The organism is Halomonas caseinilytica (assembly GCF_001662305.1).
Lineage (GTDB): Bacteria > Pseudomonadota > Gammaproteobacteria > Pseudomonadales > Halomonadaceae > Halomonas > Halomonas caseinilytica.
On sequence record NZ_BDEP01000029.1, the window covers coordinates 1 to 12,285 of the forward strand.

The 12,285-nt window shown below is 61.3% G+C and carries 24 protein-coding genes; 17 read left to right on the forward strand and 7 right to left on the reverse strand.

Features of this window, described 5'->3' with window-relative positions; genetic code table 11:
- Nucleotides 1-130: 130 nt before the first annotated feature.
- The 4 genes from A9O65_RS15930 to A9O65_RS15940 all read right to left on the reverse strand — a co-directional run bounded on the left by A9O65_RS15930 (nt 131) and on the right by A9O65_RS15940 (nt 2,676).
- Nucleotides 131-574 (reverse strand): tellurite resistance TerB family protein, encoded by a 444-nt coding sequence (locus tag A9O65_RS15930; protein WP_064702640.1) that lies wholly within the window; start codon nt 572-574, stop codon nt 131-133.
- Nucleotides 575-1,033: 459 nt separating this feature from the next.
- Nucleotides 1,034-1,207, reverse strand: a complete 174-nt coding sequence (locus A9O65_RS17390) for a hypothetical protein (protein ID WP_174208841.1) — start codon at nt 1,205-1,207, stop codon at nt 1,034-1,036.
- 197 nt (nt 1,208-1,404) lie between these two features.
- Nucleotides 1,405-1,941 (reverse strand): zeta toxin family protein, encoded by a 537-nt coding sequence (locus tag A9O65_RS15935; protein WP_254783147.1) that lies wholly within the window; start codon nt 1,939-1,941, stop codon nt 1,405-1,407.
- A 45-nt stretch (nt 1,942-1,986) separates the two neighbouring features.
- Nucleotides 1,987-2,676 carry a LexA family protein gene (locus tag A9O65_RS15940; RefSeq protein WP_064702679.1) on the reverse strand — a complete coding sequence of 230 codons (690 nt, stop codon included), beginning with the start codon at nt 2,674-2,676 and terminating at the stop codon, nt 1,987-1,989.
- A 92-nt stretch (nt 2,677-2,768) separates the two neighbouring features.
- Here A9O65_RS15940 and A9O65_RS15945 point away from each other — a divergent pair, with 92 nt between their 5' ends.
- The 14 genes from A9O65_RS15945 (at nt 2,769) to A9O65_RS16000 (ending at nt 9,195) form a co-directional block, all read left to right on the forward strand.
- Entirely contained in the window at nt 2,769-3,005 is a 237-nt protein-coding gene (locus tag A9O65_RS15945; protein WP_064702641.1) for a helix-turn-helix domain-containing protein, read from the forward strand.
- A 32-nt stretch (nt 3,006-3,037) separates the two neighbouring features.
- Entirely contained in the window at nt 3,038-3,643 is a 606-nt protein-coding gene (locus tag A9O65_RS15950; RefSeq protein WP_064702642.1) for a DUF8585 domain-containing protein, read from the forward strand.
- Nucleotides 3,644-3,716: 73 nt separating this feature from the next.
- Nucleotides 3,717-4,274 (forward strand): GIY-YIG nuclease family protein, encoded by a 558-nt coding sequence (locus tag A9O65_RS15955; protein ID WP_064702643.1) that lies wholly within the window; start codon nt 3,717-3,719, stop codon nt 4,272-4,274.
- Nucleotides 4,274-5,242, forward strand: coding sequence for a hypothetical protein (locus tag A9O65_RS15960; protein ID WP_064702644.1), 969 nt, complete (start codon nt 4,274-4,276; stop codon nt 5,240-5,242). Before A9O65_RS15955 ends, A9O65_RS15960 begins: the two co-directional genes overlap by 1 nt.
- Nucleotides 5,243-5,245: 3 nt before the next feature.
- The gene (locus A9O65_RS15965; RefSeq protein WP_064702645.1) at nt 5,246-5,992 is read left to right on the forward strand and encodes a hypothetical protein; all 747 of its coding nucleotides are present in this window, start codon (nt 5,246-5,248) and stop codon (nt 5,990-5,992) included.
- Between the two features lies 1 nt (nt 5,993).
- On the forward strand, nt 5,994-6,299 hold the full coding sequence (locus tag A9O65_RS15970; protein WP_064702646.1) for a hypothetical protein: 306 nt from the start codon (nt 5,994-5,996) through the stop codon (nt 6,297-6,299).
- A complete protein-coding gene (locus A9O65_RS15975) occupies nt 6,296-6,685 on the forward strand; it encodes a hypothetical protein (RefSeq protein ID WP_064702647.1) in 390 nt (129 codons plus the stop codon). Before A9O65_RS15970 ends, A9O65_RS15975 begins: the two co-directional genes overlap by 4 nt.
- Complete coding sequence (locus tag A9O65_RS15980) at nt 6,682-7,188, forward strand: hypothetical protein (RefSeq protein WP_064702648.1); 507 nt, start codon at nt 6,682-6,684, stop codon at nt 7,186-7,188. The genes A9O65_RS15975 and A9O65_RS15980 overlap by 4 nt, the downstream gene beginning before the upstream one ends.
- On the forward strand, nt 7,185-7,328 hold the full coding sequence (locus A9O65_RS17395; protein ID WP_175473479.1) for a hypothetical protein: 144 nt from the start codon (nt 7,185-7,187) through the stop codon (nt 7,326-7,328). The genes A9O65_RS15980 and A9O65_RS17395 overlap by 4 nt, the downstream gene beginning before the upstream one ends.
- Nucleotides 7,325-7,759, forward strand: coding sequence for a DUF968 domain-containing protein (locus A9O65_RS15985; protein WP_064702649.1), 435 nt, complete (start codon nt 7,325-7,327; stop codon nt 7,757-7,759). The genes A9O65_RS17395 and A9O65_RS15985 overlap by 4 nt, the downstream gene beginning before the upstream one ends.
- Nucleotides 7,756-7,968, forward strand: coding sequence for a hypothetical protein (locus tag A9O65_RS15990; protein WP_064702650.1), 213 nt, complete (start codon nt 7,756-7,758; stop codon nt 7,966-7,968). The genes A9O65_RS15985 and A9O65_RS15990 overlap by 4 nt, the downstream gene beginning before the upstream one ends.
- A complete protein-coding gene (locus tag A9O65_RS15995) occupies nt 7,968-8,363 on the forward strand; it encodes a putative PDDEXK endonuclease (RefSeq protein WP_064702651.1) in 396 nt (131 codons plus the stop codon). The genes A9O65_RS15990 and A9O65_RS15995 overlap by 1 nt, the downstream gene beginning before the upstream one ends.
- Nucleotides 8,363-8,539, forward strand: coding sequence for a hypothetical protein (locus A9O65_RS17400; RefSeq protein WP_175473478.1), 177 nt, complete (start codon nt 8,363-8,365; stop codon nt 8,537-8,539). The genes A9O65_RS15995 and A9O65_RS17400 overlap by 1 nt, the downstream gene beginning before the upstream one ends.
- Nucleotides 8,536-9,195, forward strand: coding sequence for a hypothetical protein (locus A9O65_RS16000; RefSeq protein ID WP_064702652.1), 660 nt, complete (start codon nt 8,536-8,538; stop codon nt 9,193-9,195). The genes A9O65_RS17400 and A9O65_RS16000 overlap by 4 nt, the downstream gene beginning before the upstream one ends.
- Nucleotides 9,196-9,337: 142 nt before the next feature.
- On the opposite strand, the gene A9O65_RS16005 is transcribed toward A9O65_RS16000, so the two are convergent.
- Genes A9O65_RS16005 through A9O65_RS16015 form a run of 3 tightly spaced genes read right to left on the reverse strand, consistent with a single transcriptional unit; the run spans nt 9,338 to nt 10,636 of the window.
- Nucleotides 9,338-9,988, reverse strand: a complete 651-nt coding sequence (locus tag A9O65_RS16005) for a hypothetical protein (protein ID WP_139180720.1) — start codon at nt 9,986-9,988, stop codon at nt 9,338-9,340.
- A complete protein-coding gene (locus A9O65_RS16010) occupies nt 9,975-10,181 on the reverse strand; it encodes a helix-turn-helix domain-containing protein (protein WP_064702654.1) in 207 nt (68 codons plus the stop codon). Before A9O65_RS16010 ends, A9O65_RS16005 begins: the two co-directional genes overlap by 14 nt.
- The gene (locus tag A9O65_RS16015; RefSeq protein WP_064702655.1) at nt 10,178-10,636 is read right to left on the reverse strand and encodes an AcrIF11 family anti-CRISPR ADP-ribosyltransferase; all 459 of its coding nucleotides are present in this window, start codon (nt 10,634-10,636) and stop codon (nt 10,178-10,180) included. Before A9O65_RS16015 ends, A9O65_RS16010 begins: the two co-directional genes overlap by 4 nt.
- A 185-nt stretch (nt 10,637-10,821) precedes the next feature.
- Here A9O65_RS16015 and A9O65_RS16020 point away from each other — a divergent pair, with 185 nt between their 5' ends.
- From A9O65_RS16020 to A9O65_RS16030, 3 genes are read left to right on the forward strand one after another with little or no spacing between them, the layout of a single operon-like run.
- Nucleotides 10,822-11,397, forward strand: coding sequence for a glycoside hydrolase family 108 protein (locus tag A9O65_RS16020; RefSeq protein ID WP_064702656.1), 576 nt, complete (start codon nt 10,822-10,824; stop codon nt 11,395-11,397).
- A gap of 2 nt (nt 11,398-11,399) precedes the next feature.
- Nucleotides 11,400-11,729, forward strand: a complete 330-nt coding sequence (locus tag A9O65_RS16025; protein WP_064702657.1) for a hypothetical protein — start codon at nt 11,400-11,402, stop codon at nt 11,727-11,729.
- 10 nt (nt 11,730-11,739) lie between these two features.
- A complete protein-coding gene (locus A9O65_RS16030) occupies nt 11,740-11,949 on the forward strand; it encodes a hypothetical protein (RefSeq protein ID WP_064702658.1) in 210 nt (69 codons plus the stop codon).
- Nucleotides 11,950-12,285: the final 336 nt, after the last annotated feature.

A 12,285-nucleotide genomic window follows, 5' to 3' on the forward strand; every position in this document is an offset into this window, starting at 1 on the left:
AGCGCCATCACGACGATGGCGGCGGCCAGGGCGGCGTCCATGAAGAACGATGGCAGCAGCATGATGGCCACGGCGCAGCCGATAGTGGCGCTTCGCTTGATCTTGCTGCCGCGCTGCTTGATGGCGTCGATCATGCCGGCAGCCCGTAATCCGTCGGGTTGAGACCCAGCTTGCCGGCGACCTCCTTGATGACCACCACTTCCTCGTCCTCGAACTCGCCGTCGCTGCCAGCGATGGTGATCATGTTCACCAGCACTTCCTCGGCATGCTCGCGGTCGCTGGCGATGTCGCCGATTTCGCGGAGAATCTGGAGGCGGCCAACCTGGAAGCCTGCTTCCAACTGGTCACGGAATCGCTGGATGGTCTGGGTGATCTCGCCGCCGAAGCCCTGGAGGCGCTGGTTGGAGCGCAGCAACTGATCGAGCTTGTCGGTTTCTTCCTGCTCGATCTCGCCATCTGCGGCAGCGATCAGCAGGCAACCACCTACGATGGCCTCCATGAGGTCGCGGTTCTCGACGTTCTTGAGGTTCTGCTGGGCTTGCTTCATGCGCTTGTTGAACATCTTGCCGAACATGGTTCGTTTCCTTATTGGCTGAGGGTGGTGATGCGGATGCATCGGGATGAGGCCGTCTCACGCTACTCCGGCCGCCCTCATGGTTGGCTTCACGCCAGCCCCATCCCGATGGCCCCGATACGCTCAGGGCCAGCGTTGTGTCGTCTCACCGCTTCAATGCGGTGCCGCACAGCCTCCTCGGGCTCTCGCCTCCCCGCCTCGGTCTCAACGTTCGGCGGATCATCAGGTCGGCAGCTAACCGGCTGCTCGGGCCGTGGGCGTTTTGCCCTTCGACGTGATCTATTTAAGTACCGCAGAGGTACATTCGTCAAGACATAAAAGAACTTTTTTGGTACATACACGGGCATCAGAATGTATCTCACTGAAATTCAGTCACAAAAAATCCCGCTCGGTGGCGGGATCAGTCAGTCAGGCATGAAAAACCCGCCTCGTGGGCGGGTCTTTCGGGAGGAGCGCATTTCAGCAGGTCGCGTGGCGCTCAACTCCTGCTCGGCGAACGGTTTCGTTCTGGCGCTCAGAGGCCTTCGTTAGCACGCGCTCATACACACGCTTCTTCTCTGCAGATGATGCATTGCGAATGAAGGTTGAGAAGGCGGTGGTTTCTGCTTGGCGCTTCTTGGTTAGTCCGAGCATGGGGATCACCTTTCTGGGTTAAGCTCCCTTAACAGGGACTCGCGAACATATCTTTCTGGAAGATGGCTGTCAATCTGGTCAACGTTCGCCTTGTATGACCGCACGCTGTTGTCCCTATTCTTGACTAGCAAGTCAACTTTAACATCTCCGCCGAATCGAGTCTTGATGCTGTTCACCACTCGTCGCGACTCAAAGTACTAGTCAATGAAGCCCTCAAGCGGGATTCTGCGGCCCTCGTCTTTCTCACGCGCCTGGACAAACCCCCATGCAAGGTGTGGCTCCTGATAAACATAGAGGATCTGGACGAGCCGCCCGCGCTTGATAGACCGGTCAACGTTCTTCTCTGCAAGATCGTACTTGGCAAGCGTTCCGTCAAGAAGAAAGCTCTGCTTCTGTTCAAGGGCTAGGTCATGCGCCTTATCGACCAAGATCGATACCGCAAACTGGAAAAGCCAGGAGTTACCGCCTGTATAGCCAGGAAGCTCATCGCGTAGCTCGTCGGGGTCTATGCGAATGACGCCACCTCCAAACTCTTTGAGCAGCTCTATGGATGACTCAGTCTTCCCAGCGCCAGGAGCCCCAGCCATGAATACAGAGACAGGATCTGATTCCTTTGGGTATTTCTTTTTATCTGTCAGGCATTTAGCAATTCTCTTTTTATTCTCTCGCGCAAATTTTACGGCCTCATCTTGAAGCCTCTTCTCTTCTGACGTCAGCGGCTCAGGCTGGTTCATGGCTACCCCGACATTCCCATAAGCGCTCGATTGGCTGATGTTTGCTTACACCCTGGGCTTCCTGAGCCACAGCGAGCCGATCACCACGCCGATGATCTCGCAGTTGCCGTTGATCGAGATGTAAGGGTCTGGCCATGAGGGGTTGCGGGCTTTGAGCATGCGCTCGAACCCTGGCTCCTCGACGAATTGCTTAAACGTGGCCTCGTTGCTCTCGGTGAGCACGGCCACCACGTCGTCACCATCGAACGGCATCACCTCGGGATCGACATAGATGATCAAGCCGGGCTCGTACTTGGGCGCCATGGACTGCCCTTTCACTCGGAGCGCGAAGGTTCTGTCTGAGCTGCCCGGTGGGCGCGGCACCCGCTCCTCACTGACGGCATCAACGTTGCAGACCTCGGTCCACGAGCCTGCCTGCACCCACGAGATCACCGGCACATAGCCCTCCATCTTCGGCGGCGGCGCCACGTTCGACTCATGCAGTGTGGGGTGCTGAGCAACTTTACCGGCGTCATCCCCGGAGCGATCAGTATCGAGCCAGCCGCGAGGCTTGTTGAAGCTCTCCTCGATGTGCCTGGCCATGCGGTCACCGATGTTCTTGGTCGGCTTTTTCCCCATGAACCGGCTTGCCTGGGTGGATTCGCGGTCTATGCGAGCCGCGAACGCACCGGTGCCGCCTACCTGTTCGGCCAGCTTGCGGGCATTCTCGAGGCGTATCTGCGAGATCTCTTTCATGAGGCCCATTTGAGCCCATTTGTACTGCAAGGGTACAGAACCTTGACGGTACATAAATGGTGCTCGATAATGTATCTCGGAGGTACTTATCAATGCCTGAATCACAGCAGCAGTCCCTAAAACAGATCTGGCAGTCCATGTCGCCCGACGAGCGGGACTCAGTGGCTGCGCAGGCAGATACCACGCCGGCCTACCTGCGACAGGTTCTCGCTTGTGGTCGGCGATGCAGCCCGGCCCTCGCGAAAGAGATCGAGGTGGCCATGGGCGGCCGCATTACTCGACAGATGCTGCGGCCTGATGTGTTCGCGGATCTGATTCATGCCGCCTAACCACGATTCCAGCTTATCGACAGGACATGAAGATGCCCACGTCTAGCACCAGACATCCAAGCCGAGACGCCCTCCTCCGCGATGCGCTCGGCCAGCTCAAGGAGCAGCGCGGCGTATCAGTCGAGCGCTTCGCCCGCACGCTGAATTCCATGGCGCACGCTCTGTGCCCGGCCAAAACCGAAGATATGCCCTGCCTGGCCTCATTCACCGAGGTCAGCGAGGAGTACGACCACGCGGTCATGAGCTGGAACAAGCGCGTTCAGCGCTGGGCGAGCGGCGCGGTGGAGTTTCCGGCCTGGCTGGAAGAGCCGTGGATGGCGGCGCTCGAGGAGCTGGGCGACACCGAGAATCGCGTTGAGCTTGCCCGTCGGCATGGATTCCTGGGCGTTCGCCGCCCTCGCCAGGGTGAGACACCGGCCTGCGCCTTCGCCGCCTTGGGCGCTGTCAGCCGTGAGACGGGCGAGATGATGGGTTCATATACCGGCCTGCTGGAGGACGGCGTGCTGGACGAGAAAGACGCTGAGGCGGCACCGGAGGTGATGAAGGACATCGACAACGCCATCGCGGCGTTGATGGGCACTCGCGAGCTGATCAAGCAGCGAGTGATGAAACCATCGCTGCACGTGGTGGGCGACTGAAACGAGCGAAGCCCGCCATCGGCTGGGGAGCTGGGCGGGCTTCAAGGATCACGAGAGTGATGGGAGAAGCGTAATGCAACCAGACAATGTAATCAACTTCCCAGACCGCAGCAGCGAGGACGAAGACTTCGCTGCATTCTGGGAGGAATGCAAGGCCACTGCGCAGAGGATCAGCTACGAAAGAGCGCATTGGCTTTTCCACGCCAAGCCCGAGGAATATTTCAGCAGAGCCGGCTGGGTATACGTCCTGGGTAATCAGTTCCTGGCTGATGATGTTTACAAGGTGGGGCGTACCACGGGGCGCATTGAGCGCCGTATGAGACAGCTTTACACCACTGGCGTACCTGGCGAATTCGACTGCCTCGATGCTTGGTGGTTTGCGGACTGCCATCACGCCGAGGCCTTCGTCCATGAGCTGCTTGAAGACTACCGCCTGGATCTCTCTCGTGAGTTCTTCTGCGCCGACCTCAAAGTGATCAAGGAAGCCTTGATGATGTGCAGTGCTACAGGAGACCCCTGTCCGCCGCACATGGTTGAACAGATGCTTCGTCGCAGCAGAAATGCCATGGACAGCGAAACGGTCCGCGGCGCCCCCTTGATCGAACCCTCCGATTTGGAGGTGCCGTTCTAATGCAGTTCACATTGACCATCAATCAAGCGAAGGCGACGGAATGGGGGCTGAACGCGCAGCAAGCCTTCTTGTTCGCTTTCGTCTACGAAGTGCCATCGTGGGCCAGGCCCATCACCACTGATGATGGCGTGTTCTATGCGCTCAGCAAGGACAAAATCGTTGAGGAGCTTCCACTCGTGTCCGGCAAGGCTGATACCGCCTACCGGCAGCTTCGGGAGCTTGCGAAGAAAGGCGTCATCGAGCTTTCCAGCAATGGCTCCATCACGCTGGTCCGCTTGACCGACCAAGGAAAGACTTGGAACAAGAAAGTCGATGGGTCGGAAAAATATCCGAGCCCTTCTAAGGATCGGAAAAAAATCCGAGGTGGGTCGGAAAAATCTCCGAGCGAGGTCGGAAAAAATTCCGAGGGAGGGTCGGAAAAATCTCCGACAAATCAGGGTACCAGTAATCAGGGTACCAATCAGGTAACCAGTAATCAGGGTGCGCCGGGGGCTGAGCCCATCGACGCGCCGATTGAGGGTGAGCTGGACCTGGGTGACGAGCCGGCGCAGCGTAGCGACGAGCCTCGCGCTGCCATCCCGCCCGACATGCCGGGACCGAAAGACCCTACCGCCAAAACCTTCAAGCCCTGGGCCAACTACGCAGTGGCCTACCGCCAGCGCTACGGCGTGTACCCGATCTGGAACCAGCGCACTGCTAGCCAGCTGGGACAGCTCGTGGACCGCGTGGGGGCCAACTACGCCCCCGGCGTGGCTGCGTACTACCTGCGGATGAACAACCAGTTCTACGTCGCCAAGGGCCATCCGGTCGGCTTGATGCTCCAGGACTGCGAAACCATCGCGGTGCAGATGCAGACCGGCCAGCAGATGACCGCCACCCGTGCTCGCCAGATGGACGGCACGCAGGCCAACGCGAGCGCTGCCGACGAGGCCAAGAGCCTGCTGGCGGCGTCTGGATGGGAGGACTGATTCATGCCGCTGACACGCCAAGAGGCAGAAGACCTGCTCGACCAGCTCTACGCCACTGCCGAGGTGCTGGGCAACGAAATCAAGCCCGCTGCCGCGTCGCTGATGATCCGCGACCTGCGCGACTACGACCGGCCCGAGATCGAGCAGGCCTTGGCTCGCTGCCGCTCCGAGATCACTGGCCGCCTGACGCTCGCCGCGATCCTTGAGCGCATGCCATCCGCCAACGCCTTCCTGTCGCCGAACGAGGCGTGGGCCTTGGCGCTGGCGTCAATGGATGAGGCTGAGACCGTGGTCTGGACCGAGGAAATCGCCCAGGCGCTGGGGGTGGCGTCGCCGATCCTGGCAGAGGGCGACAAGGTCGGTGCCCGGATGGCGTTTCTCTCGGCCTATGAGCGTGCCGTCGATCAGGCCAAGGCCGTAGGGCGCCGACCCGAGTGGAAGCCCTCGCTGGGCCATGATCCCCAACGCCGGGAAACGGTCCTGCAGGAAGCCGTCGAGGATGGGAAGTTGCCGGCGCCCCGGGCCGAGGCACTGCTGCCCCCGCCGGACAAGCCGACCACTGAGGTAGGCCGTGCCCAGGTGCGCCAGATCACTGACCACCTGCGGGACATCATCGCCGGACGTGACCAGGCTGCAGCGCGTCGCCGAGAAGATCGCCGGCAGCAGGAGGAGGAGCGCCGCCAGGAATTGATTGCTCAGGCTGAGCAACGGATGGCGGAGCGAGATAACGCAATCCAGGGGAGGGCATGACATGGGAACTGTGACGAAGATGGCACCCCGCCAGGGCCGAGGCCGGCGCCTGGACAACCCCAACAGCCAACTGGGCCGTGTGTACCTGGTGCTCCGCGATGCTACGCGCTGGCTGCAGCTCCACGAGATCGACAACGCCATTGTCGAGCGATTCGGGCGACACGATTGCCACGCGGCGATCAGTGCGCGTATCCGCGAACTGCGTGGCTACGGCCAGACCATCGCCAGCCGGGAATTGCCGGGACATGGTACGCGGCCGCATGAGTATCGGATGCTCGGTGACTGGGGCGATGGAGGTGCTGCATGAAGCTAAGCAAGCACGAACAGCGTCACCTCCTCGGCACGCCCGAGGAAGCGGCAGCCAAGCCGGCCCGGTCGAAGAACGACCCCGAGAGCATCACCAATAAGCTGCGCCGGCATGGATTCAGTCACAGCGGCGTCCAGGCCTACCGTCGCCGCCACCCCGACAGCGAGTTGACCGATGACGAGATCATCCAACAGATGATCGAACGCCGGGAGCGCAGACAGAAGATCGACGCGGCGGTACGGGACGGTATCCCGCGCCAAACCATCTACTACCGGCAGTGCTACCAGGGCATGACGCTCGATGAGGCGTGCAACACGCCGCTGATGACCAAGAGCGATGCCGGACGGATCAGCGCCGCCTTGCGGAACGGGAAGGAGGTTGCATGAGCAAGCCCAAGCCTTACATCTCCCGCGCATCAACCTTGCAGGACGCCTTGGCCGCCGTAGGCCGACTCCCGGGCGTCATGACTGCCGCCATCCAGCAGTGGGGCGAGATTGAGATCGTGGTCCGCAAGCGCGAGCCGAAGCGGTCCCTAGACCAGAATCGCCTGCAGCGTCTGTGGTGCCGCGAGGTCAGCGACCAAAGCGACATGTCCGCCGAGGAATGGCGCGGCTACTGCAAGTACCACTTCGGCGTCGCGATCCTCTGCGAAGAAAGCGAGGACTACCGTGAGGCCTGCAAAGCGGTGCTGTCGCCCCTTACCTACGAGCAGCGCCTGCTGCTGATGCAGGAGCCTCACGACTATCCAGTGACCCGGGGCATGACCAAGGCGCAGAAGACTAAGTATCTCAACCGGATATGGGAACACTTCACCGGCCAGGGCTTCCGCCTGACTGACCCGGGCCTCAAGGGCATCGGCCCGGACCAATATCGCGAGGTGGCGGCATGAGCTTTGATCTTGGGCAATGCGAGCAGTGTGACGAGGCGGCTGTAGCCGTCAGCGAAGACAGCGAGGCGCTATGCCAGGACTGCATCTTCGAGCAGACCTGCGAGGACATGTTCGGCGATCCGCGGGAGGACGATGAATGAAGCGCACAGCACTCGAACGCCGCACCCCGCTCCGCGCCAAGGCGCCGATGGCCCGCAAGCGGGAGAAGCGACAGCCCGTGCAGAAAGCTCGCAGGAAGCCGCAGAAAGACCAGCGCTTCCGCAGCGAGCGGTATCTGCGGTTCGTGCGCGGCCTACCCTGCTGCGTCTGCGGCGCGCCGGCAGATGACGCCCACCACGTCATCGGCCTTCACTGGGGTCTGTCCGGCATGAGCACCACCGCCCCGGACAGCTACACCATGCCAGTCTGCCGGACCTGTCACCGGGACGTGCATCGACTGCCCGAGCTGCAGCTCTACCAGCCCGGGTGGCTGCGCCACACGATTGCGCTGGGGATGCGCGAGTTCGACGGCGAGATCCACGAGGTGCTGAGCGAGGCGCTGGCGTTCATCAACAGGCAGGAGGCGGCGTGATCACCATCTCAAGCAAGGCTGGCCAGCGGCTGGCGAAAGCGAAGGCCAACCACGACAAGGTGTTCGAGGAGTACGTGAACGCTGACGCCAGTCGTGTCCATGCTGCGTTGCGCTCCGTTCGGGCCGCGAAGCGCGAGATGGATAAAGCAGCCTTTGATCTGGCCAACGAGCTGATCAAGGACAACCACCACCTGGTCGAGGGGGATTGATGGGTAAGCGTAGCCGGACGAAAGGCGCCAAGGGAGAGCTAGAGCTGGCCAACCTGCTGGCGGACCGGCTCAGCCTAGACCTGCGCCGTCGCCTGAGCCAGTACCAAGCGGGCGGCCATGACCTGGAAGGCTGGGATGGCGTGCATATCGAGGTGAAGCGGTATGCCTCGGCCACCCAGGGCAGCGTTGCGGGATGGTGGCAGCAGACCCTCGGTCAGTGCCATGGCGGCGAGACACCGCTGCTCGCGTATCGTGCCGACAAGCAAGAATGGCGGTTCGTCATCCGCCCCATCGACTGGGGCGGCGCCGTGGCCGAGCCCGCCGAGGTAGACATCGACGGCCTGTGTGCGTGGGTCAGGCATGGGCAGCAACTCAAGCTGGAGGTCTCGACCTGATGGAGTGGCGAAAGGTCAGCAGCTACTGCATTCGCTCTGACTGTGGGCGATTCAGGATCGCGAAGTGGGTATGCAGTGGCGAGCCGTGGTACCTGCTGAGCGACGGCGACGCGACGGTGGGCTGGTATCGGGATGCCGGCAAGGCGAAGGACAAGGCGGAGGAACTGGCGAAATGACAGCACATGCATCGATCTACCAACGTATGAGTATCGCCCGCCTCCGCGAGACGGCGGCAACCAAAGGCGAGCACCAGGATAAGGCGGCACGGGCCTATGTGGACCGTCTGACCGACATGGAGCTCGAACGGCGACTGGACATGCGCCACAACATGGCCGGGTGGCACCCCTCTAGCCCAGGCTTTGGTGATGGCACCGGCCAGCGCACCGAGGCCGTGGATGCTATGTATCTCGCCTACGAGAAAGGGATCGTCAACAGCGAGTGGCACGACCGGGCAAAGCGAGCGTTCGGCACGCTGAAGCCTCGTGGGCAGCTTGCCCTGCTGCTGCGTGCCGGCAAGGCTGATCGGCGCCTCGAGGGGCCGTTCTGTGCGACGTATGATCAGATGGCGGCGGCTATCGGCAGATTCGCGCAGATGCTCGACTTCCCGCCGGTTCAGCCCATCAAGCCAGAGCTGTGCCGTGACCCGAAGACGGGCGAGATCCTGCGCGAGACCAAGCAGATCAAGGACGAAGAGACCGGCGAGGTCAGCCAGGTGCGCACGAGCAGCCCGAAATGGGTCATCAAGGGCTACAAGGATGGGCAGGCGATCCAGGAGGCGGCGAGGTATGCGCGCGTCGAGCTGCTACTGCAGGCCAAGGCCGGCGTTATCTAATAGCTAGATAGTTTCCTGTTGATTTATTCCCATTGTCGATGTAGGATTTAGGTAGGCTCGCAGCACGTATGCCTAGAGCCGACATCTTCAAGGCCTCGCCCTCCCCGGCGGGGCTTTTTCGTATCAGCTAATTACGCTGGGGTCATGGCGAATTGCGCTGGGGGTTGCGCTTCTGCCGCTCTTTCCGTCCTTCGACGAATATTCGCTGATAGTCGTCATCGCTTAGCGTGCGATACCAGGTTCGCTGCTTTCGCAGATGCTCGGCATATGCGTCGGGGTCTGATCGGATGCGTTCAAGCCGGCGTTGCTCATTTTGTTGGGCTCGCATGCGGTACTTGCCGCGCAGATCGGGGTCAGCAAGCTGTCGCTCGCGCCAAGCGCGGACGGCTCGACGCCGGGTTTCGCGCACTGACTCGGCAAGCTCGGGATCGGCGGCCATGGCGGCATCGAGACGCCGCAGGTAGTCAGCGCGCTTCGTCTTGAACTCGTCGGTGTCCTTGATCTGGTCGTATCGCTCGCGCTCCCGGCGAGCCGCACGCGCCGAGCGGCATGCTTCTGAGCATGTCTTCGCCGGCATCCGGCCCTTGTGAGGGATGATCGCGCCGCACTCCTCGCAGGGTGAGCCCAGGCACCAGGGGCACGCCTTGGGCCCACGGTATGACGGCTTCGTGATTGCCCGGGGGTAGCTACCCTTTCGGCCGCAGTCGCAGCGGCATTGCAGTTGTGCGCCACCATGGTCGGCGATGATGGTCAGCTTGCCGAAGGTCTGGCCTGTGCGGTCAGGTTTCGCCATCCTGGATCACCTGCTCAAGCATTACTTGCACAGCATATGACATCGACTTCTGACCTTTGCCAAGCAGCTGAAGGTAGGTGCGGGATACGTCAAGTCGCTCGGCAAGCTCTTTTTGCGTGCCAGTGACGGCGAGAGCTCGTCTGACCAGCTCAGGCGCTAGGTTTGGATCGTAGTGTTTTCGAGCGTCAATCATGCGATCTCCAGATCGGCTTCGCGGCCTTTCATGTTGATGAGATAAGCAGTGCCCTGCTCGTCTTCCATCTCGACGCCGCGATAACCGAGGATAACGGCAGCTTCGCCGGCGATGCGCTGGATGTCCCAAGAGGCTTCAGCGAGGTCTTCCGGCTCGATGTCGCAGTCGATGCTGTGAACGTCCTCGTTCTGAGCGATCAGCTCCTCGGCGGTGTCTTCTTCGCAACCGGTCAGATCCATGACAGCTTGCACCAGGCCGTCCAGTTTCTCGGCGTCGTCGTGGTAGAAGAGTTGGCCAGCTTCGATGATGTCGTCTTCGTCGATCTCGATGCTGTAGGTGACATGCTCACCGGCGGTCATCACGTATTCGTCTTCGGAGAAGAACAGAAACTCGCCGAAGCGGCCAAAGCTGTTGATCTCGGTGATTTCGCTGGGGCTGGTGTGAATCAATTGCATGTCGCCGCCTCCTCATCTGTTGAATACAGTATATGATAACTGAGTTATCATTTCAAGCCATTCCCTGAATTTTTTACGCCCGGCAGCTATCAAGGATTCCTTGACGGCTCGCTGGGCGTTTTCGTGTCGGAGCGTCTATGCCTTGGATCGACTCAGTAGACGCTCGCCCTCGCTCGGAGCCCGCTATGCATCAGACGCTGAAAAAACGCCTGATCGGCGAGGTGATCGACCGTGAGGGTGGCTATGTCGATCATCCGGCGGATCGTGGGGGCCCGACCCGCTACGGCATCACCGAGGCGGTGGCGCGGGACTATGGCCACACCGGCGACATGCGTGAGCTGCCGATCAGCCTGGCCCGCGACATCTACGCCGACCGTTACTGGCACAGCCTGAGCCTCGACAAGATCGCCATGATCCACGAGGGGCTGGCGGCATATCTGTTCGACTACGGGGTCAACTCAGGCCCAGGTCGCCCTGCTGAGACACTGCAGCGGCTGCTCAACGTGCTCAATCGCGTCGAGCGTGACTACGACGACATCGCCGTAGACGGTGCGGTCGGCCCGGCCACCATCGGCGCCCTGGAGGACTACCACGACACTCGTGGCCGCCCCGGGCTGGATGTGCTGGCCGCCGCCGTCAATGCCCTGCGCATCGAGTTCCTGGTGTCGATTGCCGAGGCCCGAGAGAGCCAGGAGGCATTCACCTACGGCTGGCTGAGCCGCGTTATCGAGTTGTCGCCCTGCGGCAAGGGGGCGACGTGACTATGCAACAAGTGCCGGCACCCGAGATCTGGCAAGAACGGATCGAGGGCAAGGTGGACCAGATTCTTGACCGCCTCACCCGCATGGAGGAGCGCCAGTCGAGCCTGGCGGGAAAGGTCGAGGCACACGACAACCGCATCACAGAGCTGGCGGAGCGGCTTCGCAAGCAGGAGCACGGCCTGATCAAAGCGGAATCGGACGTGCGGAGCTTGGAAACAACCCAAACGCAGCAGCACACGCAGCTATCTGGGCGCTGGGCAGCAGTTGGCGCCGTGGCGGTCGCGCTGCTTTCCGTAATTGGCAGTTTCGCCGCCCGCATCTTCTTTCCTTGAGGTAACCACCATGACCGATACCGCACCCAACACCGTAAAAAAGCGCTCTCGTCTCGCCGACGGGGCACGTCAGAACGCCGATGGCCTGGGCGTGGGCCTGCCTGTCGTCCTGTCTTGGGCGCTCTCGACATTCGCCGGCGTGGAGATCCCCATCGAGGTGGCGAGTGCCGCTGCCGCGATCCTTGGCTCGATTGGCGCCAAGGTCAAGCAAGCGCTGTAAGGCTTGTCCGCAACGCCATCGCCCTGCCCTATGCGTGGGTTCTGGTGGCGGTGTTCGTTGCGGGCCTGCTGCTGAATCGGAGGGAGTGATGACTATCGAAATCCCTACCTGGCTGCTGTGGACGCTCGGCATCACGATCGGCATCCCAGCCACCATATTCGTGGCGTGCTGTGCCGCTGTTGGATGGGCCTTCATCCGCGGCCTGTAAGGCGATATCGAAATACCGATAACGCATCGCTGATCGCCCCCATTCTGCCCACGCAGCCTCAACACAGCCCTGAGCGGGGCGCTCATCAATGCGAGCCAGGGCACGCAGATCAATCACTCAGCAAGCAA

What these genes read in the sequence shown, in the direction of transcription:
- A9O65_RS17390 (WP_174208841.1), bottom strand. Translation starts at nt 1,207, where the DNA reads ATGCTCGGACTAACCAAGAAGCGCCAAGCAGAAACCACCGCCTTCTCA.
- A9O65_RS15930 (WP_064702640.1), bottom strand. Translation starts at nt 574, where the DNA reads ATGTTCGGCAAGATGTTCAACAAGCGCATGAAGCAAGCCCAGCAGAAC.
- A9O65_RS15985 (WP_064702649.1), top strand. Translation starts at nt 7,325, where the DNA reads ATGAAGCGCACAGCACTCGAACGCCGCACCCCGCTCCGCGCCAAGGCG.
- A9O65_RS16025 (WP_064702657.1), top strand. Translation starts at nt 11,400, where the DNA reads ATGCAACAAGTGCCGGCACCCGAGATCTGGCAAGAACGGATCGAGGGC.
- A9O65_RS15955 (WP_064702643.1), top strand. Translation starts at nt 3,717, where the DNA reads ATGCAACCAGACAATGTAATCAACTTCCCAGACCGCAGCAGCGAGGAC.
- A9O65_RS15975 (WP_064702647.1), top strand. Translation starts at nt 6,296, where the DNA reads ATGAAGCTAAGCAAGCACGAACAGCGTCACCTCCTCGGCACGCCCGAG.
- A9O65_RS16000 (WP_064702652.1), top strand. Translation starts at nt 8,536, where the DNA reads ATGACAGCACATGCATCGATCTACCAACGTATGAGTATCGCCCGCCTC.
- A9O65_RS16015 (WP_064702655.1), bottom strand. Translation starts at nt 10,636, where the DNA reads ATGCAATTGATTCACACCAGCCCCAGCGAAATCACCGAGATCAACAGC.
- A9O65_RS15935 (WP_254783147.1), bottom strand. Translation starts at nt 1,941, where the DNA reads ATGAACCAGCCTGAGCCGCTGACGTCAGAAGAGAAGAGGCTTCAAGAT.
- A9O65_RS15940 (WP_064702679.1), bottom strand. Translation starts at nt 2,676, where the DNA reads ATGAAAGAGATCTCGCAGATACGCCTCGAGAATGCCCGCAAGCTGGCC.
- A9O65_RS16005 (WP_139180720.1), bottom strand. Translation starts at nt 9,988, where the DNA reads ATGGCGAAACCTGACCGCACAGGCCAGACCTTCGGCAAGCTGACCATC.
- A9O65_RS15945 (WP_064702641.1), top strand. Translation starts at nt 2,769, where the DNA reads ATGCCTGAATCACAGCAGCAGTCCCTAAAACAGATCTGGCAGTCCATG.
- A9O65_RS17400 (WP_175473478.1), top strand. Translation starts at nt 8,363, where the DNA reads ATGGAGTGGCGAAAGGTCAGCAGCTACTGCATTCGCTCTGACTGTGGG.
- A9O65_RS15995 (WP_064702651.1), top strand. Translation starts at nt 7,968, where the DNA reads ATGGGTAAGCGTAGCCGGACGAAAGGCGCCAAGGGAGAGCTAGAGCTG.
- A9O65_RS15960 (WP_064702644.1), top strand. Translation starts at nt 4,274, where the DNA reads ATGCAGTTCACATTGACCATCAATCAAGCGAAGGCGACGGAATGGGGG.
- A9O65_RS16030 (WP_064702658.1), top strand. Translation starts at nt 11,740, where the DNA reads ATGACCGATACCGCACCCAACACCGTAAAAAAGCGCTCTCGTCTCGCC.
- A9O65_RS17395 (WP_175473479.1), top strand. Translation starts at nt 7,185, where the DNA reads ATGAGCTTTGATCTTGGGCAATGCGAGCAGTGTGACGAGGCGGCTGTA.
- A9O65_RS16010 (WP_064702654.1), bottom strand. Translation starts at nt 10,181, where the DNA reads ATGATTGACGCTCGAAAACACTACGATCCAAACCTAGCGCCTGAGCTG.
- A9O65_RS15980 (WP_064702648.1), top strand. Translation starts at nt 6,682, where the DNA reads ATGAGCAAGCCCAAGCCTTACATCTCCCGCGCATCAACCTTGCAGGAC.
- A9O65_RS15965 (WP_064702645.1), top strand. Translation starts at nt 5,246, where the DNA reads ATGCCGCTGACACGCCAAGAGGCAGAAGACCTGCTCGACCAGCTCTAC.
- A9O65_RS16020 (WP_064702656.1), top strand. Translation starts at nt 10,822, where the DNA reads ATGCATCAGACGCTGAAAAAACGCCTGATCGGCGAGGTGATCGACCGT.
- A9O65_RS15950 (WP_064702642.1), top strand. Translation starts at nt 3,038, where the DNA reads ATGCCCACGTCTAGCACCAGACATCCAAGCCGAGACGCCCTCCTCCGC.
- A9O65_RS15970 (WP_064702646.1), top strand. Translation starts at nt 5,994, where the DNA reads ATGGGAACTGTGACGAAGATGGCACCCCGCCAGGGCCGAGGCCGGCGC.